16 protein-coding genes are annotated in these 17,971 nt (G+C 53.5%); all 16 read right to left on the bottom strand.

All coding sequences use genetic code 11. The features are described 5' to 3' along the window. Positions 1-212: 212 nt before the first annotated feature. Positions 213-527, bottom strand: a complete 315-nt coding sequence (locus BLW29_RS15700; RefSeq protein WP_090981150.1) for a cupin domain-containing protein — start codon at positions 525-527, stop codon at positions 213-215. A gap of 25 nt (positions 528-552) precedes the next feature. Beyond that, a complete protein-coding gene (locus BLW29_RS15695; protein ID WP_090981147.1) occupies positions 553-2,856 on the bottom strand; it encodes a DUF4962 domain-containing protein in 2,304 nt (767 codons plus the stop codon). Positions 2,857-2,901: 45 nt separating this feature from the next. After that, on the bottom strand, positions 2,902-3,669 hold the full coding sequence (locus tag BLW29_RS15690) for an SDR family NAD(P)-dependent oxidoreductase (RefSeq protein WP_090981214.1): 768 nt from the start codon (positions 3,667-3,669) through the stop codon (positions 2,902-2,904). Positions 3,670-3,693: 24 nt separating this feature from the next. Beyond that, positions 3,694-5,547 carry a cache domain-containing sensor histidine kinase gene (locus BLW29_RS15685; protein ID WP_090981145.1) on the bottom strand — a complete coding sequence of 618 codons (1,854 nt, stop codon included), beginning with the start codon at positions 5,545-5,547 and terminating at the stop codon, positions 3,694-3,696. After that, a complete protein-coding gene (locus BLW29_RS15680) occupies positions 5,544-6,578 on the bottom strand; it encodes a response regulator transcription factor (RefSeq protein ID WP_090981142.1) in 1,035 nt (344 codons plus the stop codon). Before BLW29_RS15680 ends, BLW29_RS15685 begins: the two co-directional genes overlap by 4 nt. Before the next feature lie 133 nt (positions 6,579-6,711). Continuing rightward, the gene (locus BLW29_RS15675) at positions 6,712-8,319 is read right to left on the bottom strand and encodes an extracellular solute-binding protein (RefSeq protein WP_090981139.1); all 1,608 of its coding nucleotides are present in this window, start codon (positions 8,317-8,319) and stop codon (positions 6,712-6,714) included. A 150-nt stretch (positions 8,320-8,469) separates the two neighbouring features. Then, positions 8,470-9,345 (bottom strand): carbohydrate ABC transporter permease, encoded by an 876-nt coding sequence (locus BLW29_RS15670; RefSeq protein ID WP_256208654.1) that lies wholly within the window; start codon positions 9,343-9,345, stop codon positions 8,470-8,472. Between the two features lie 13 nt (positions 9,346-9,358). Next, positions 9,359-10,243 (bottom strand): ABC transporter permease, encoded by an 885-nt coding sequence (locus BLW29_RS15665; RefSeq protein WP_090981210.1) that lies wholly within the window; start codon positions 10,241-10,243, stop codon positions 9,359-9,361. Positions 10,244-11,026: 783 nt separating this feature from the next. Further along, positions 11,027-11,935 carry an ethanolamine ammonia-lyase subunit EutC gene (gene eutC, locus BLW29_RS15660; protein ID WP_090981137.1) on the bottom strand — a complete coding sequence of 303 codons (909 nt, stop codon included), beginning with the start codon at positions 11,933-11,935 and terminating at the stop codon, positions 11,027-11,029. A 20-nt stretch (positions 11,936-11,955) separates the two neighbouring features. After that, complete coding sequence (locus BLW29_RS15655; protein ID WP_090981135.1) at positions 11,956-13,320, bottom strand: ethanolamine ammonia-lyase subunit EutB; 1,365 nt, start codon at positions 13,318-13,320, stop codon at positions 11,956-11,958. Positions 13,321-13,324: 4 nt separating this feature from the next. Beyond that, entirely contained in the window at positions 13,325-14,845 is a 1,521-nt protein-coding gene (locus tag BLW29_RS15650) for an ethanolamine ammonia-lyase reactivating factor EutA (protein WP_090981133.1), read from the bottom strand. A 6-nt stretch (positions 14,846-14,851) separates the two neighbouring features. After that, positions 14,852-15,427, bottom strand: coding sequence for an ANTAR domain-containing response regulator (locus BLW29_RS15645; RefSeq protein ID WP_090981131.1), 576 nt, complete (start codon positions 15,425-15,427; stop codon positions 14,852-14,854). Further along, positions 15,402-16,856 carry a sensor histidine kinase gene (locus BLW29_RS15640; protein WP_090981208.1) on the bottom strand — a complete coding sequence of 485 codons (1,455 nt, stop codon included), beginning with the start codon at positions 16,854-16,856 and terminating at the stop codon, positions 15,402-15,404. The genes BLW29_RS15645 and BLW29_RS15640 overlap by 26 nt, the downstream gene beginning before the upstream one ends. Before the next feature lie 15 nt (positions 16,857-16,871). After that, positions 16,872-17,330 (bottom strand): EutP/PduV family microcompartment system protein, encoded by a 459-nt coding sequence (locus BLW29_RS15635; RefSeq protein WP_090981206.1) that lies wholly within the window; start codon positions 17,328-17,330, stop codon positions 16,872-16,874. After that, entirely contained in the window at positions 17,330-17,671 is a 342-nt protein-coding gene (locus tag BLW29_RS15630) for a BMC domain-containing protein (protein WP_090981129.1), read from the bottom strand. The genes BLW29_RS15635 and BLW29_RS15630 overlap by 1 nt, the downstream gene beginning before the upstream one ends. Then, positions 17,671-17,964 (bottom strand): EutN/CcmL family microcompartment protein, encoded by a 294-nt coding sequence (locus BLW29_RS15625; protein ID WP_090981128.1) that lies wholly within the window; start codon positions 17,962-17,964, stop codon positions 17,671-17,673. Before BLW29_RS15625 ends, BLW29_RS15630 begins: the two co-directional genes overlap by 1 nt. Between the last annotated feature and the right edge of the window lie 7 nt (positions 17,965-17,971).

Below are 17,971 nucleotides of genomic sequence, written 5' to 3'. Positions count from 1 at the left end.
TATAAGTTATCGATTGGCAAATTCTCGTTGTACTCTCAGCCTATCATATATTAAATGTGTACACAATATGTATACAATAGATTGCTGGAAAGGTTGCAAAACCATTTCTAAAGGGTTCAGCTCCCTTCTCTTCATCATCAAAAAAGAAGCCCCGCATTCACGCTGCCTGCCGCGAACACCGAACTTCTTCCATCTGATCGTATAGGTCTTGCTTACTTCACTAAATCCTGGCGGATCGGCGTGAACGTATCCAACAGTGCGGACGGCTCCAGCGCCTTTGCGCCGTGCCTGGCACCGCTGGGGATATAGATCGTTTCGCCTTGCCTGATTACCGTCTCTATTCCATCGATGGTGAATGCCATTGCCCCTTTGAGGCAATAGGACATTTGCTCATGCGGATGGTCATGCTCGTAGCCTTCCGCGCCGCTTATAAAATGCACTTCCATCATCATAAGACCGCCATCGGCCCGCAATATTTTGCGAGTCACGCCCGGCTCCGCCGCTTCCCATGCTCCTATGTTGCTCATGCTCTTCTATGCCTCCTTCAGCTGATCAATATGCTTTGGGTACCGCGATCATGCGGGTCGCGCCGTCTTCATTCGTAAAGTAGAGATAAATGCCATGATCCTGATCGTCGATGAAATAGGAAACGAACTTATCCTCGCCCTTCTTCATTGGAACTAACAGCGTGACGATACGATGGCTCTTCGCTTCCTTGGTTTCAGCCAACAGATGCCACTGATTTGCGAGCCCTTCGTATTCAGAAGGATCCACATCGGTGAACTGATCGTGCTGTCGAAGCGTCAGATCGCCGGACGAGGCATACACGAATCTGCCATCCATTTCCGCTTTGGCACCAATCGCACGGAATGTTTGCCCCTTCAGTTCCATCTGCTGAAGAGTATGCATAAGCCAGGTCACGCGGCCCGGCTGATCGAGGTCAACAGCGTCCACGATGACGGCATATGTATCGTCCAGCCAATACACCTCACGCACGAATTGCTTTAAATACGGCACTGTCGCACGGTACGCCTCTGTCGCGTTCATTCGGACACTCGCAAATCCCGGCTTCGAGGAGACCTCTTCCACGAGGCCATAGGCTTCCTTGCAAAGCACTTTATCCGCGCCGGCGTACTGGCCTTTGCCATCAATAAGTAAGTTGTTTTTCGAGATCGTCTGCCTCCGCCAATTGCGGTGCATCGTACTTCCATGAGCAACATAGTAGCCGCTGTCAATGGCAATCGGTTCACCGAAGGCATGAAGCAGGAAGCCGTTCTGATCGCCATGGCTATGGCTGATCGACCCATAAGAACTGCTCTTGACGATCAGCTGGATATGCTCACTCGGATCGTCCATTCGCCGATGAAAGGCGACCCAGCCTACATCTCGAAACCACTTGACGGGCTCAATCCTCCCCGGTTCGGGAGCGAGGGGCTCGACAGCGGGATAATCATGAGCATAGAGTAAATCGTCAAACCGGAAATCCCACCAGCCGTAGTTATAAAACTTGCTGTCAGCGTCTTTATCCCGCTCTTTGACCTGCTCGTAATACCACTGGTACAGCCCGTTGCCCGTTAAGCCCGCGAATTGGCGAATGTTATACGCCGTCTTCAGGCTCGGCGGCTCACCAAGCGTGGACTGATCGCCGAAGCTTGCTCGTACCGTATCCGGGCTTTGTACATATAGGGGGAAATCGCCTGTACTCATAAAGAAAGGCCGTTCAAACAAATCGATGCCGACATACTGCCGAATAAGATTAAAAGCGTCGATTAGATAGGCAAGCCCTGTCGTCCAATACATCGGTCCTTCCGCCCATCCCCCATCTTGACCGCCCCAAGGGGAATACAGACACGCGTAATATTCCAGCGTATAATCCAGCCATTCCCGGGCCTTCGGCTCTTCATGCAGCATGGCGATACATGCCGGCACAAGGACGGAGGAAAGCGACCGTACCGCATGGCTGTCGTACGGAACACGATGAATGCGCGAGCGTTCGATAACGTGAAAAGCTACCTGCTCCGTGCGGACAAGCAAATTCGCCCGAATCGCCGACCGTTCCTCCTCCGATAAGTACCCATGCAGCCAATCGTATCCCCAAGCCACTGCTTGGGCGATGCGAAACGCAGCTTCATCGTTGTAGTCCCGCGAAGTCGTTCCTTGCGGATCCCAAGAAATCACGTGCAGCAACCAACGCTTAGCTTGTTCCACGATAGGTTCATCCTCGAGCAATACACCGGCTACACTTAGATGACGAATCGCATACAGCGTCTCTTGGCAGTCCATATACATCCGGCGCCATAGCTTGGCAACGCGCTTATTATCCGGGTATCGCTCCGGCTCGGCGATGAGCGTTCTTTCCATCCAAGGCCTGACCGACTTCTCGTAGAAAACATCGAAGCCGCAGGTCGAACCATCCTCCCGGATACGGCCTCGGAGTGCTTCCACTCGATGGCCATCAAGCCACAGCCGAGGATGAGCGAAGCTCGTCTCGTCATATCTTGCTCCCGGCGCGGGCAGCGGTGTTTCCGGAATAGAAGCCGGGACGGTGAATGTCCTCACCCGGCTCCAATCCGACTGCTCTGACGCTCCTGCTGCTACCAGCGCATAACGCCAATAATAGATTCCCGGCTCATAGACGTGATCCGGCGTATAGAAATTATAGGGAATAGGTCCGATGGTCTCCGCCTGATCCGCTTCGAAACGTTCAGAAGCCGAAACCTGCAGCATATACCGATCTTCATCCGGTTTCGCGGGCATCCATGTGAATCGCGGCGGATTCTCACGCAGCTCGGATGCCTCGTTCGGTTCATAGGGTACGGTCAACAAGCCGCTGACCGGTTCGAATAGCTTGGACATGACAATCCCTCACTTTCGCTCGTCGTTGATGGACTCTACATCCGTTTAACGCATGAACATGCCGCCATTAACCTCAATCGTCTCGCCGGTCAGATAAGCGGATAAGTCGGAAACGAGGAACAGAGCAACTCCCGCCACATCCTCCGGCGTCCCTTCTCTTCGCAGCGGTATGCTCTGAATCGTCGCTTCTCTTGCTGCAGCAGAAGTGAACGTCGCGTGAAACGCCGTATTCCCGATAAATCCGGGCGATATCGCATTCACGCGAATGCCGCTGGCCGCCACCTCCTTGGCCAACCCTTTCGTGTAAGCGAGCACGGCGGCTTTACCGGCAGCATAGATGGAAGCACCGGGTCCTCCTCCGTTATGCGCAGCTACTGACGTCAGGTTCACGATGCTTCCGCCTCCGGATGCCTTCATTCCCGGAATGACCGCCTTCGAAACGAACACGACGCTTTTCAGGTTCACATCCATAATGCGCTCGTACACGTCCTCCGTCATGTCCTCATTGGGCACACGCTGTACGAGATGCCCCGCATTGTTGATCAGCATATCGACCGGTTGGCCGAATGCTTGCTCCGACTCTGCTGCCAGCCGCTGCGCTTCTTCCGCCTTTGAGACATCAGCTTGAATGGCAATCGCCGAACCTCCACTACGCGTAATGGATGCAACAGCCTCTTCAGCAGCCTCTTTGCTGTTCAAGTAATTCAGAACGACCTTCGCTCCGGATGCAGCCAGGGAGATCGCTATCGCTCTCCCAATTCCTCCGCTCGCTCCCGTTACGAGCGCGACTTTCCCTGTCAAATCGATTGCCATCCCCATCGCCTTCCCTTCTCGTCGTTAGGCTTTCGCAAGCTCGAGCTCCGGTTTCGCAAGCAAGCGAACCTCATGCGGCATGCGCAGCACGATTCGCGTTCCTTCGCCAAGCGAGCTGTCAACGCGTAGGCCGAATTCATCGCCGTAGACCATCTGGATTCGCCGATGAACATTCACCAGTCCGATGCCTCCGCGCCGTCCATGGTTGGCCGTCTCCACCTCTACCAACCGGTTCCGATCCAGCCTCTTTCTCAATTTAGCGAGCTTCTCTTCCGTCATCCCCACGCCGTTATCTTCCACGATGACAAGCAGTTCGCCCTCTTCCAGGCGAGTATCAATGCGAATGTAATGCGCAGCCTCGAACCCCTCTGCAAACGCATGCTGAAAAATATTTTCCACTATCGGCTGCAGCGTCAGCCTGACCATCCCTGACAGCAGAAGGGATGGCGGCGTCACGACTTCGATTTCAAAATCATGTCCGATGCGGTGCTTCTGGATGATCATATAATTGCGCACGTGATTCAATTCGTTAGCCAGCGTCACCTCTTCGAGGTTCGTTTGAATCGAGTAGCGAAGCATGTACGCCATCGCCTCGACCATTTCCGATATTTCATCCGAATCCTGCACGATCGCGTAGCAATTGATGGTTTCCAGCGTGTTGTACAGAAAATGCGGATTAATTTGCAGCTGCAGCGCCTGGAACTCCGCCTTATGCCGCTCCAGCTCGATCTCCTGCAGCTGCAGCTTCGTCTTCTGACTGCTAAGCTCCGTATCATACACCCGCTCGATCATGTCCGAAAGCCGGCTTACCATCAGGTTGTAGCTGTGAATCAGTCCGCCGATCTCATCATCCCGCTGCTTGCTTTCAATGCTGATCCAGTTTCCTTTCTCCGTCTCGCGCATCCCGTTCTTAAGTATTCGAATCGGACGAACGATGGAATTGCCAAAGCGGAAAGCAAGGAACAATGCAATTGCAAGTGTGACAAGACCGACCGTTACCGTCGTGGAACGAATGCCGGAGATTGGCTCGCGCAGCTCATCAAGCGGCATCGCGACCGCGAGACTCCATCCCGAATAATCCGACTTATGCGAGACGATCAACATGTTCTTCCCATTCGTCTTCTCGATGAAGCGCGTATTCTCGCCGGTTGCGATTCGTTTCCCAAGGTCGGTTTTCGCCAATTCAGTCCTCGTTCCGGCAGCGGGTGCATACACAATGGCCCCTTCCGAGTCGAGGATAAAGAAGAAGCCGTTTTCTCCCAAGTCAACATTGTTCCATAACGTTGCCAGCTGGCTTTCGTTCAGCTCGATCGCAAGAATGCCCTTCACTGCATAAGACGTATAACCTCTTATCTTGCGGGCAATCGTAACGACTCGCTCACCGTTCATCAGCGCCGTGTTCAGTATCGCAATTTCGCCATTATCGGGTGTCTTTGCCTTCAATTCCTCGTACCGGTTTGTCGGATCGACCGATAGCGACGAGAAGCTTTGATTCTGATCGAAGATAGATCGTCCATGCTCGCCTAAGATGTAGATCATGTGTATCTGGGTCGGATACGTAATGAATATCTTCTGAAATACATCCTGACGGATACCATTGGCGAATCGGTAATACTCGTAGCTATCTGCGGGGTCCATATCCAGAAACCGTTTGACGGACTGCTGGGATAGAATCGAATTGCTCACCCGCTCGAACGTTTCGAGCTGTTGGTCGGTTTGTGCCCCCGCATTCTCAATGACAGTGGAAATATAGCGCTCGACCTGCTTGTCGATTGCAGCCGATGACTTTAAGTACGTGAAGATCCCGACCGTAGACAGGGAGAACAGGATCACGATCAGAAAATAGAGAAACAGCTTTCGCGACAGACTCAGCTTCATCCGCGAATCCCCAGCGATTCCCGGTATTCGGACGGCGTTTGCCCGCTGTATTTCTTGAATGTCTTCGTAAAATGCGGATGATCGGCGAATCCGACCTCGGCAGATACATCAGTAATCTTATGATGCGGCATCGACAGCAGCCGTTTCGCTCTCTCCATCCGCCGCTTCGTCCGGTATTGCACGAACGTCTCATTCGTCATTTGCTTAAACAACTGACTGAAATACGAGGCATTCAGCCCCAGCTTATCGGCCACTTCCTCGAGCGATAATTCCCGGCCCAGATGCTGCTCGATGTAGCTCTTGGCTTCCTCGACCGGATCCTTCAGATTGCCTTTTCGTTTCGCTCGCAATTGCTCCATCATCAAGGTCGCCGAGTCCCCAAGCCAGGCAATCGCAGCCGAGTCCCTGTCCGCCAGCCGCAGCGGCCGCTCGAACGGATACACATCGCGCGCGTTCAGCCGATCCGCCAGCTTGCCCGAGAGCTCTTGCATCAGCTCTCCAACCATCTGCGCATCGAACTTGCACAGCGTGCAGTACTGCTCGATATTCATGATTGCTGCCTTGATGGATTCGAGGCGCAAATACCAGATGCCATCCTGCAGCCGATCCAGCCATTCTTCCGTCAGCTTGAGCGGAATATAGGCGGCTTGACGCCGCGCTTCAAGGCCGGCGATCAGCTTCGCAACGGTCTGGCTCACGGCCGCTTTGGTTACCGGCTTCAGCAAATATTCCTTCACGCCAAAGGACATGCACTGCCTGGCGTATTCGAAATCGCCGTAGCCCGATATAATGACGACCGGCAGATCGGGAAAGCGCTCATTCACTTGGCGACATAGCTCCAATCCATCCATCTTCGGCATTTTGATATCGGTGAACAGCAGGTCAGGGCGGTTCGCCGCTATTTTATCCAGCGCATCCTGGCCGTTGTCTGCGGTTTCGGCATGGCAAACAGCAGGATCGGCTTCGCCGATCAGCTTATGCAGTCCTTTGCGAATCATCGGTTCATCATCGACGACTAAGATGCGGTACATGGCTGTGTCCTCCTTGATTGCCGCTTCAGCCGGCAATCCGGTTATGGAGCAAGATGCTCCCCCGCCGGCTTAAGCAAAGCCAAGCAGGAGGAGCATCCGAATCTCTTACTGTCATTCTAGTGCATCGCTAGCTTTATTCGAAAGCGTTTTCTTTACTATTAAACCGGGCTGTAGCCTCCTCAATGACTTCATTGCCGCCCTTGGAAAGATACTCCTCCAGCACCTTGCCATAATTGTCGATCGGTTCTTTGCCATAGACCATCTTAAGCACATGTTCCAGCACCAAAGGCGGAAGCTGATCGGATAACGGGCTCAAATCCGGGTAGTTCACAAGCGCTTCCAGCCTTGGATCGAACTCGATGCCTCTGCGTCCTTCCTTCGTCAGCAGGTTATCGAACGCATCGACCATTTGCTTGCCCGGCTCCGAGAGCTCGGCGATACGCTTGTTGTAAGTGGTATCCTGCACCATCCACAGCCAGTAGTTCAAGAAACGCTGTTTGTTCGTGCCTGCTTCGTCCGTGGGAGGCGTGTAGCCGATCGTGCCCCCATCATTTGTATAATCCTCGCCTTGGATGCCATAGCTGAAGAATTCCTGTGCTTGCTCACTGATCATCCAATCGAAGAACTTGATAATTTCAGCTGCCTTTTCCTTCGCGCTCACATTGATAAAGTAGGACCGCGTAACCGGGTTATAGTGCGCATAACCGCCTTTGCCGTCATCGCCAACCGGAGAAGGAATCAGGGCAACCTTCGCGCCGGGAACGTTGGTCGTAAGCTGCGTTCCCCAGATCGGAAGCTCGTTAGCGTTCATCGACCACATGCCCGCTTTGCCGCTTGTAATGATGCTCTTGAAGTCTGCGCTTTCGATGGTGGCGAATTCTTTGCTGATCAAACCTTCATCGTACATCGTTTTGTATGTCTGGATCGCTTTCTTCATCGGATCGGCATCAAAGAAGCTCGGCTTCACTTTACCGTCCGGGAACTGCTTGAATTGGTTCAAATAACCGAATACGTCATACGAACCGAAGAAGGTGTCAGCGTACTTGAAGTTCTTGCGCCCCATGTACGGATGCTCAACGCCAAGCTCTTTGAACGCCCGCAGCACATCAAGCGTTTCCTCCACCGTCTTCGGAATCTGCTTGCCTGCTTTCTCCAGCAGGTCAGTCCGAATCCAAGTTGCCCGTCTCGATGGATTGCTCAGTACTTCCGGAATTCCGTATATGCTGCCGGTCTTCGCATCCGTCAATCGATCCCAGGCTGCCTGCGGAAGGAACTTGAGCAAATGAGGACCGTTCTCCTTGAGCAGATCGTTCAGCGGCAGGAACACGCCGCTTTGAACTGCGCCGCCGAGCTCCTGGCCGCTAATGCCGCCGCTGCCTTGAACAACGTCCGGAATGTCGTTCGTCGCGAACATTTGGATCATTTTGTCTTGATATTCGTTATGCGGAATCAGCCGGATATCGAGATCGGTATTCGTCATTTTCTCCATGGCGAGCACGTACTTGTCTTTGTTGATGTCTGGGTTCTGTTCCACGTAAGGCACGTTCAGCGTCCGCATGGAAATCGAGAATTTGGTCGGCTCCGCTGCCGGCGTTTCGTCGGTTTGGTTCGTCGCAGTCGCCGTGTTAGCAGGGGTATTCGCCGACGGGGATGATTCATTGTTATCGTTGTTCTTCGAGCAGGATGTCAGCATCGAGATGGATAGTGCGGCAATCGTGGCCAGTACGACAAGCTTTCTCATAAAATCCCCCTCATCTTCTCAGTCGAAATTCGCTCGGTAGAGCGCTTTCAAATCTCAACCTCAGTATAGGTACGAATGCTGCACGGTCACAATGGAGTTTGTTTGGCTCGGTTTGTCATTTTTTTATATTTCTGATTCCGATTTCCGCATTTAAGATTTGATCGAACCAATAAGCATCCCCTTGATAAAATAACGCTGCATAAACGGATACAGCATAATGATCGGTAAAGTCGCAACGAGAATGACCGCCATCTGGACACCTTGTACCGACTCGGATGCGATATCGAACGGTAAATTGCCGGTGTCGACCAGGTCATCGTTAATGAGCAGCTCCCGCAGCTTCACCTGCAGCGGATACAGCCTGCGGTCATTCAAATAATACAGCGCGTCCATGTACTTGTTCCAGTTCGTCACGGAGTAGAAAATGCCGATTGTCGCCAATGCAGGCTTGGACAACGGGAGCATCAAGCTCCAGAGTATCCTCAATTCGCCGCAGCCGTCAATCCTCGCGCTGTCGATCAGCTCCGTCGGAATCTGGACGAAGAAGGACCGCAGCACGATCATATTAAACGCACTGATCGCGGTAGGAATCATAAGCGCCCACAACGTGTTGATCAGGTGGATTTCCCTCATCAGAATGAATTGCGGGATCAGCGGTGCCGTGAAGATCATCGTCATTAAGACAAACAGCAGCACGTATTTGCGTCCGACGTACTCCGCTCTCGACAACGGATACGCCAAGGAGGAAGTAGCCGCCAGATTAATGAGCGTACCGAGAACGGTGATATAAACGGTAATCCCGAATGCCCGCCAGATCGAAACGTCATCGAAGACGTAGCGATAATAATTAAGGGTGAAATCGACCGGCCAGAACATGACATCCCCGCGGTCAATCGCCGCCGCTCCGCTGAACGACTGAGCAATCACGTTCAGAAAAGGGAGCAGCATCGTTAGCGACAGTCCTGTTAATACCAAATAGTTTGCGATGAGAAACAGCTTCCTGCTCCAATGCTCGCGCCGAATCACGGCCACCCCTCCTTCAATACAACGATTCTCCGGTTGCCTTGCGGCTTAATGTATTGGCGATCACAAGCAGGACCAAACCCACGACCGATTTGAACAGCCCGATGGCAGTCGCATAGCTGTATTGCATTTGCTTCAAGCCGGCTTTGTAAATATACGTGTCCAAGATTTCGCTATTGGTAATATTCAGCGGATTCTGGAAAACAAAGACGCGTTCGAAGCCGTAATCCATGAAATCGCCGATCTTGAGCAGAAACAGCACCGTGATGACGGGGAGCAGAGAGGGCAGCGTAATTCGGATGGTCTGCTTCCATCGGCCTGCGCCGTCGATTTCAGACGCTTCATACAATTCCGGATGGATCCCGGTCAAAGCAGCCAAGTAAATAATCGTCCCCCAGCCTACATCGCGCCACAGCCCCGAGCCGACCAAGATAGTACGTATATACGAATCCTCACCCAAAAAATAGATAGGCTCAATGCCGAACCAGCCGATGATGACATTCACGATACCGGAGGTCGGAGATAGCATGCCAACGAAGATCCCGCTCACGATGACCCAGGATAGGAAGTGCGGCGCGTAAACGATCGTCTGGACAATCTTCTTGTACACGACAAGCCGGACTTCATTGAGCAGCAGTGCAAGTATAATCGGTGCCGTGAAGGCGACCAGAATATCGAGAAATCCCAGAATGAGTGTGTTTTTTAGAATCCGCAGAAAGTCGTAATGCCGAAACATGCGCTCAAAATGCTCAAAGCCTACCCAAGGGCTTCCACTGAATCCGGCGAAAATATTATAGTTCTGGAACGCGATAACCGAGCCGAGCAACGGCACGTACTTGAAGACGATGAAATAGACGATGCCCGGAATTGAAATCAGATATAACGTCCGGTACTTCCACATGAAACCGAACAATAGCCGTCCCTCCCTCGTAAGTAACGTTTCTGCATACTCTCATCCTAGCGGTTCACCGAGGGTGCCAACAATGGAATCGCTTTAATAGCGCTTGTGTTTTTTTTAGGTGGGGAGAGAGGGGTTCCCGTCGGCTTCGCGGTTGGGATGGTAAGAGCGTAAGGCGGTTTGGTAAGAGCGTAAGCGGGATTGCCGCTTACGGCGGGAGGGACATCGCTGCGGCTCGCGGCCGGGATGTTGGGGTTGATGACAGGATAAGCGGGATAGCCGCTTATTTTGTCTTTTTGGGGACTGTTTCGCCGCTGTAAGCGGATATGTTGCTTACAGTGAAGAAATCGGGCGGCTCGCGGCCGGGATGTTGGGGTTGATGACAGGATAAGCGGGATAGCCGCTTATTTTGTCTTTTTGGGGACTGTTTCGCCGCTGTAAGCGGATATGCCGCTTACAGCAAAGAAATCGGGCGATTCTCGCCCGATTTGGTGACTGTGCTATGAAGTTGGTTTGTGTCGAGCGCAGCATATCCACTTTCCATACCACTTTGTGCTTACTGATTCGCCGAGTGTTCCACTTTGGGACTCTCGAACCACGACTGCGAGGCGGATCGATCGGTTTGGATTGAGAGTTCCACTTTGGAACTCTCAATCCACGACTGCGAGGCGGATCGACTGGTATGGAGGGCGAGAATTCATTTCTCGAACTCTCAGACGAAATTTCGGGTCAGTTAAGTGCTCAGAGTTCCACTTTGGAACGCTCAGCTCACGACTGCGGGTACTCCTACTCGAGATGGACGCCGCTGGTGCGTTGCTCTATCATTTTGCGGACAATTGTGCCCATATGAGCTCCGGCTTCAACCGGCGCTGTTCCTCCGGCATGAATGTTGGATAGTACGGTTCGGCTGCTCTCAACCGTTCCTGCACGCGGCCGGTAACACATATAGGCGCTCATCGATTTGGATGAGACGAGCCCAGGCCTTTCCCCGATTAGCAGAACAAGCACCTCCGGTTCCAGCAAGTCGCCTATGTGGTCCATCACCGCAACCCGTCCACCGCGTACGAAGAACGGTGTCCCGGTAGACAGTCCAACTCCGCTGAGCGAATCTAGCAAGGAAGGATAGACGTCCGCGAGATTAGCCGTCACCGCGTTCGCACTCAGTCCGTCGGAGATGACGATTTGTACTTGCGGTCGCCGCTCGCACCTCTCTAAGATGACCCGAACGCCTTTCTCCGTAATGATGCGGCCCATATCGGGACGTTTCAAATAATTCTCGGTATTCACAAAGCAAGTCTCCACGGTGAAGAGCTTGTATTCATCCAGCAACTTCTGGCTGACGCTTCCGTAGATGGAGTCCACTGCAGCGGCATGGTCACAGCGGAAATGAAGCCACTCTCTCGTAAGCGGTCGCGTGCCAGCGCGCCAAACGCCTATTCGCGCTGGCGTGCTGGCGATCAGCTCCGACACGCCTTCCTCCCATTTCGAACTCGGCACATGAGACATGCGGATGCCGCCGAATGCTTCTTCCACCGCTTCTGTTGAACCTTCGACCGAACCTCCGCTCGATTCTCTTTCTTCCGAAGGCAGCGATCTAGATGGTGTCGGCGATGGCGACGGCGACGAAGCGATGCGTTTCTCCAGTTCAGCCATTACGCGGTCAACCAGTTGGTCAACGGATAGTTTCGAATGCATGCCCGCTTCCTCCTTTGCGCTCATATCATGAAGAGGCTCGGGTCGCCAGCCAGCGGCGTCAGCCTGCCGTTCTCCATCAGTCCCATGCGGACGAGCCACTTCTCGAACTCCGGTGCGGGCCTTCGCCCAAGCGTTTCCCGAAGCGTAGCAATATCGTGGTAACTCGTAGATTGATAGTTAAGCATGCAATCGTCAGCCATTGCTACGCCAATGATGAAGTTCACGCCGGCTGCGGTAAGCAGTACGGCCAAATTATCCATGTCGTTCTGATCCGCCTTCATATGGTTCGTGTAACACACATCGACCCCCATCGGCAGTCCATGCAGCTTCCCCATAAAATGATCCTCAAGCCCAGCGCGAATGACCTGCCTGCTGTCGTAGAGGTATTCCGGGCCGATAAATCCGACGACCGTATTCATCATGAAGGGCTGATATCTTCTTGCGAGCCCGTAACATCTGGCTTCGAGCGTCACCTGATCCACACCGTGATGAGCTTCACTGGAAAGCTCCGACCCTTGCCCGGTTTCAAAATACCACAGGTTCGGTCCCGCTCCCGTCCCCTGCTTATGAATCAGCTCATGTGCCTCATCGAGCAACGCCACATCAATGCCGAACGAGCTGTTCCCTTTCTCCGTGCCGGCTAAACTCTGAAACATCAGATCCGCTGGCGCACCGCTGCGAATCGCACGCATTTGCGTCTTCACATGGGCCAGGACACAGTTCTGCGTCGGAATATTCCACTTGGACATTACTTCCTTCGTCGCTTCGAGCAGGCTCTTCACGCTGTCAGCCGTATCGATAACCGGATTGACTCCTATGACCGCATCCCCAATGCCGTAGCTTAGCGCTTCGAATAAGGATGCTCTGACCCCTTGAATACTGTCCGAAGGGTGATTCGGCTGCGCACGCCCTGCAAGAACGCCTCGCTGGCCCATCGTACTGTTGCAGCTCGTGATGATCTCCGCCTTCGATGCGGCTTGGATCAGATCCAGATTGCTCATCACCTTCGTAACGGCTGCAATCATCTCGCTTGTTAAGCCGCGGCTCAGTCGGCGCAGCTGTTCTTGGCCCGTATCCTGCCGCAGCACATATTCCCTCAGCTCGCCGATGCTCCAATTGCGGACCTCAGCGAAGATCCGCTCGTTAACCGCTTCTTCGATAACCCGAGAAACCTCGTCCTCCTCGGGAGCAATGAGCGGATGATCGCGAAGATCGCCCAGTGTCAGCTCGGAGAGCACCAGCTTCGCGGCCATTCTTTCTTTGGTATCCTCTGCAGCGATTCCGGCCAGCTGATCCCCAGACTTCTCCTCATTGGCCTTCGCCATAACGGACTTCAAATCATGGAAATGGAAGGTCCTCCCGAACAGGTTCGTCTTCAGCTTCATCCTTCTATCCCCCCTCGGAACCGTCAAGCTCAGGCGCTGGCTGGAAAACAAGCGTCTTGATCATAACAGGAAGCAGCATGCCGGGCAGAGGTTCCCCCAAATCGATATAATCGCCATGCATCACCGTAATTTGATCGATGCAAATAATAGATAGCCGCTTCTCCAGCAGCTTTCGGAGCGATTGCCCAAGCGCCTGCGCCATATCATGCTCACATACAACGACCAGCACCTCAGCTTGAGCAAAATAGTCCAAATAGCCCCGGCAAATCGCCGCAGCCAATCGTTGCACCGAGGAGTAGGAAATGCCTTTCATTCCCCGCACAGCAAGCGCAAAAGGAATCGAAGCTTCCTTGTCATAGAGTCCAGCACATACTCGCATCGAACCCGTTACCCTATCTGTAAGCGCGTCCTGATTCGCGAAGATAACATCCGTCAACTCATCGAGCCGATATACCGGTAAATTCCGAATCGGCAGGGTCGACAAAGCATCGAGATAAATGGTCGCTCCGCTTATCTCTGTACTTTGCATCCCTGCACCGATAACGGTAGCTCGTACGGTCTGATTCGGCTTCCCCATCGCGATATCATAATGAAGAGCCATTGCGTCCTTAATCTCATGCGCGAGCAAGGGCCCGATGTCGCCGTACGCGGCAACCTCTGCCATCGTTGTCGGCTTCGGAAGCTCCATCAACAGCCCAATACCGCCCGATACCATCCACTCTTCGATCAACGGCTGCCCATTCCCACCCGCCCCCTTACCGCCAACGTCGACAAGGAGCTCCCGCAACGCTGGATCATATTCCTCACGCGGCAAGTCACCACCTGCCACATAGTCCAGCATGCAGCGGCTCATATCTTGGCAAATCCCCGCCAAGGCTTCGAAGCTGATCAATTGTCCCTGGTCGATCCAATACCCTCTCGATGTGAGCCACGGCCGTATAGAGGGGGATACCGCCGTAACCCTCCCCATCGTATCTAACTCTATCAGTCTGCCACCGACATGAAACGTTACCGTCTTAATGGGCTGTCCCCGCCGAAATATCACAACATTAGCAGTGCCTCCGCCAATATCCAGGTTGGCCACCGCTCCTTTAACATGCATGGATCGCATATCCGCTCCTGCTCCCCGTCCCGCAAGCAGCCCTTCTAAATCCGCACCGGCCGCAGCTACAACGAAATCACCGGAACGCTCCGCAAGCCGCTGAACAATCTCGCGAGCATTACGCTTATTCGCAGTCTCGCCTGTAATGATGACAGCGCCTGTCTTCAGTTCGGCTGGCCGTATGCCAGCACGCTGATACTCCGCCATAATGATTTCCCATACGCCGTCCGCATGGAGCTCATCCCTTCCAATCAGCGGCGTGGTATACATCGGACTTGCATACACCAGCTGCCGCTCCACAATTTCATAGCGGGGGATCGAAACCGCACTAGAGGTGCGCTTCAGTCGCAGCCTGCTTACGATCATTTTGGTCGTGCTCGTTCCGATATCGATCCCGACACTCGTAATCCACTGCTCCTCCATAGCGGCTCACGCATATCCGTCGCGTTCAATGATACGTACAGCCAGCTCAGACAACGGAACTCGCTCGGTCATGCTGTGGGCTTGGATGTGCTGATAAGCGGCAGGCTCATCCAGTCCATGCCGCTTCATGACGATCCCTTTCGCCCGCTCAATAAGCTTGCGCTCCTCCAGCGTTTGTTGAAGCTGCCTTATATCTTGCTTTAATCCATCTAACGCTGCCTTCTGACTTAGCGCGATTTCCACAGCCGGAATTAGATCTGCCTCCGATACCGGCTTGACCAGATAAGCGACCACGCCGGCGTCGCGTGCCTGCTGCACCAACTCCTTCTGGCTGTACGCCGTAAGCAGCAGCACAGAAGAATGCTGCATCCCGCGAATGATCATCGCTGCTTTGATTCCGTTCATGACGGGCATCTTCACATCCATGATGACTAGATCAGGTTTTAGCTTTGCCGCAAGCTCAATCGCTTCTTGCCCGTTCTTCCCTTCACCTACAACGGTATAGTGCTCTTCCTCGAGCATTTCGCGAATATCCAACCGAATGATCGGATCATCGTCAATAATGACAATCGTTCTGCTCACCGTTCATCCTCCTAAGCGGGAATGTGATGTCAACCTGTGTGCCAAGCGAACCGGAAGACAGCTCAAGCGTGCCGCCAAGATTTTCAAGCACCAGCGTTTCGGAGATTTGGAGACCGATGTGACCCTTTCTCTCGCCAGAATGAGCCCCACCTCCTCGCATACCTACCCCTGTATCCGAAACCCGAACTCGTCCATCGTCACCAAGGAGCTCCAGCGAAACTTCGATTTCACCTGTGCTTCGCTCTACGAAAGCATGATTGACGCAATTTTGCACGAGCTCGTTTAGTACAAGTCCAAGTGTCATAGCCTGCTCTGCCGATAAAATAAGCTCATCTCCGCCTATCCGAGTTGTTATCTGCTGATCCGGTTTGACGGAAGAGGAGATGATGGTTTTCACGATTCGAGCTGCAACGTCATGGAATGGGATCGTCTCCAGCCCTTCGAAAGCCAGCATCTCGTGGATGACGGCAATGCTGTTGATCCGATTGATGCTATCGAGATAGACATTCCGGACTTCCTCATGTTTTGTTCTGCGCATCTGCAGCCGTAGAAGCCCCGCTACCGTTTGCAGATTATTTTTGACCCGGTGATGAATTTCTTTAATGACGGCCGACTTGACGAGAAGCTGCTTCTCCTTGGCCTTCAGCTCCGTCAAATCCCGAACCAAAATAAACCCGCCTACGATGCGATGATTCCGCTGCAGCGATAAGGCTTTCAGCTCCAGCGTCATATGCCTCGTTTGGAATTCACTGCGAAAGACGCCCGTATGATCCTGCGTCGCGATGCGGCTCAACTGGCCGTCAAACATCTCACCAATCGGACTACCCTCTATCGAGCCGGTATAGCCGGCCAACTGAAGCAGATGGAGTGCCTGTGCGTTCGTATAAGTCACCTTGTGCCGATCATCGAACAGCACGATGCCCTCTTGCATCAAGGACTGCATCCCGCCGTCGGACATGGCAAGCGAAAGCAGCGTTTCGCCCAGCTGCTCATTCGTCTCCAACAATCGCTCGACATTCCGCTCCTGCTCGATATGTTTGGAGATATCCGATTCCAGAATGAGCGCGCCAATCACGCTGCCTCGTTTGGATCGGATCGGCACCACGTTCTGCTGCATGGCGATTCCCTCCTGCGAGGTGCCGCGCGAGCCTAACATCGGTTTGCCGGACAAGAGACAGAACATCACGGCAGGCTCATTATGAAAATGGGCAAATTGGCCGACAACGGAAGTCTTGTACAGCGAAGCCGCAGTCGTAGGATGGGCCTGCGCGACAACGAGCGCCGTGCGCTCATCGGCCAGCGGGCAATCTATAAAAGCATCGGATTGGGACGCATCGGCAATCCACTGCAGATGACGTGCCAAATCCTCAATGATTTCCATGTCATCGATTGGCATCGTTGTATGACAGCCGCACAATTCTCTAACCATGCCCCTCACCGCTCGTCACTCCTTTAACGCAATTGAACGAAGCTTCTCGCGAAGCTCCTCGATTCCTTGAAGCTGCAGAGATGAAGTAGAGAAGATTTCACTTCCTAGCGAGAGAGATTGCCGCAGCAGCTTGGCTGCCCTGTCACCATCCGCGCCCTCAGCATCCATCTTCGTGATGACACCGATAGCCGGGACTGGGAATCCGCTTGAGAATCCGGGAGGAAAATAGTTCCTCACTCGCGTCGCATCTTGGACCAGCACGAGCGCACACGCTTCATACGATGTAGCCATTAATGCGCGATAGTAGAGCGGGTTCTCGCTGTACTCGCCGGGCGTATCGATCAGCCAATCACGATAGACAAGTGACTGCGTCTTCCGTGCGGGGTCCTGCTCGCCGAACAGCCTTTTAATCAACGTGGATTTGCCCGATCCGATGGCGCCGATAATCATAATCTTCTTCGCGGCTGCCATCATCATGATCGCGTCAAAGGCGCAATGGTAAATTGAAGCTTCTCAGCCAGAAAAATGTTCACGGCCTCAATCGCCATACTGACAGCCGATACTTCTCCAACGATGACGAGCGACCCGGTAAATCGGTCCAAGTAGCCGATACTTACATGCGCCGCTTTTGTCGCGATATCTGCGGCGATAATAGCTGTTTCCGTTGGCGTCAGCGTCAGGATGCCGATGGCGCTCGCTTCTTCGATGCCAAGCTTCGTGTACAGCATCGGATCGGGGTTCGCGATGACATGCGCGAGTGTCAACTGCTTGCCCGGCACATATTCCTGGATGACGCGCTGCTTCTGTGGCTCCATCATTCATCCTCCGCTCCATCTTGCGGCGCTGCCACGTCGAAGCTGTCGACAATGCCGACAACCATCGCGTCGATCGGGACGTTCCTGCCCCCGAACAGCGCTCTTGCCGGGCTCCCGCGAGAAATAATCACATGCTCGCCTACCCCTGCCCCGATCCGATCAACGGCAATAACCGCCATGCCTTGCGACTTGCCGATGAAATCTACAGGCTGAACGACCATCAGCTTCAGATTGTCCATCCCTTCCTCCTTCTGGGTCGCCCAGACGCTTCCGATCACCTTCCCGTAGAACATTGGCCGC

It is taken from the genome of Paenibacillus sp. CF384 (assembly GCF_900106745.1).
Taxonomy (GTDB): domain Bacteria; phylum Bacillota; class Bacilli; order Paenibacillales; family Paenibacillaceae; genus Paenibacillus_Z.
This window is presented reverse-complemented; position numbering and strand designations above follow the sequence as displayed.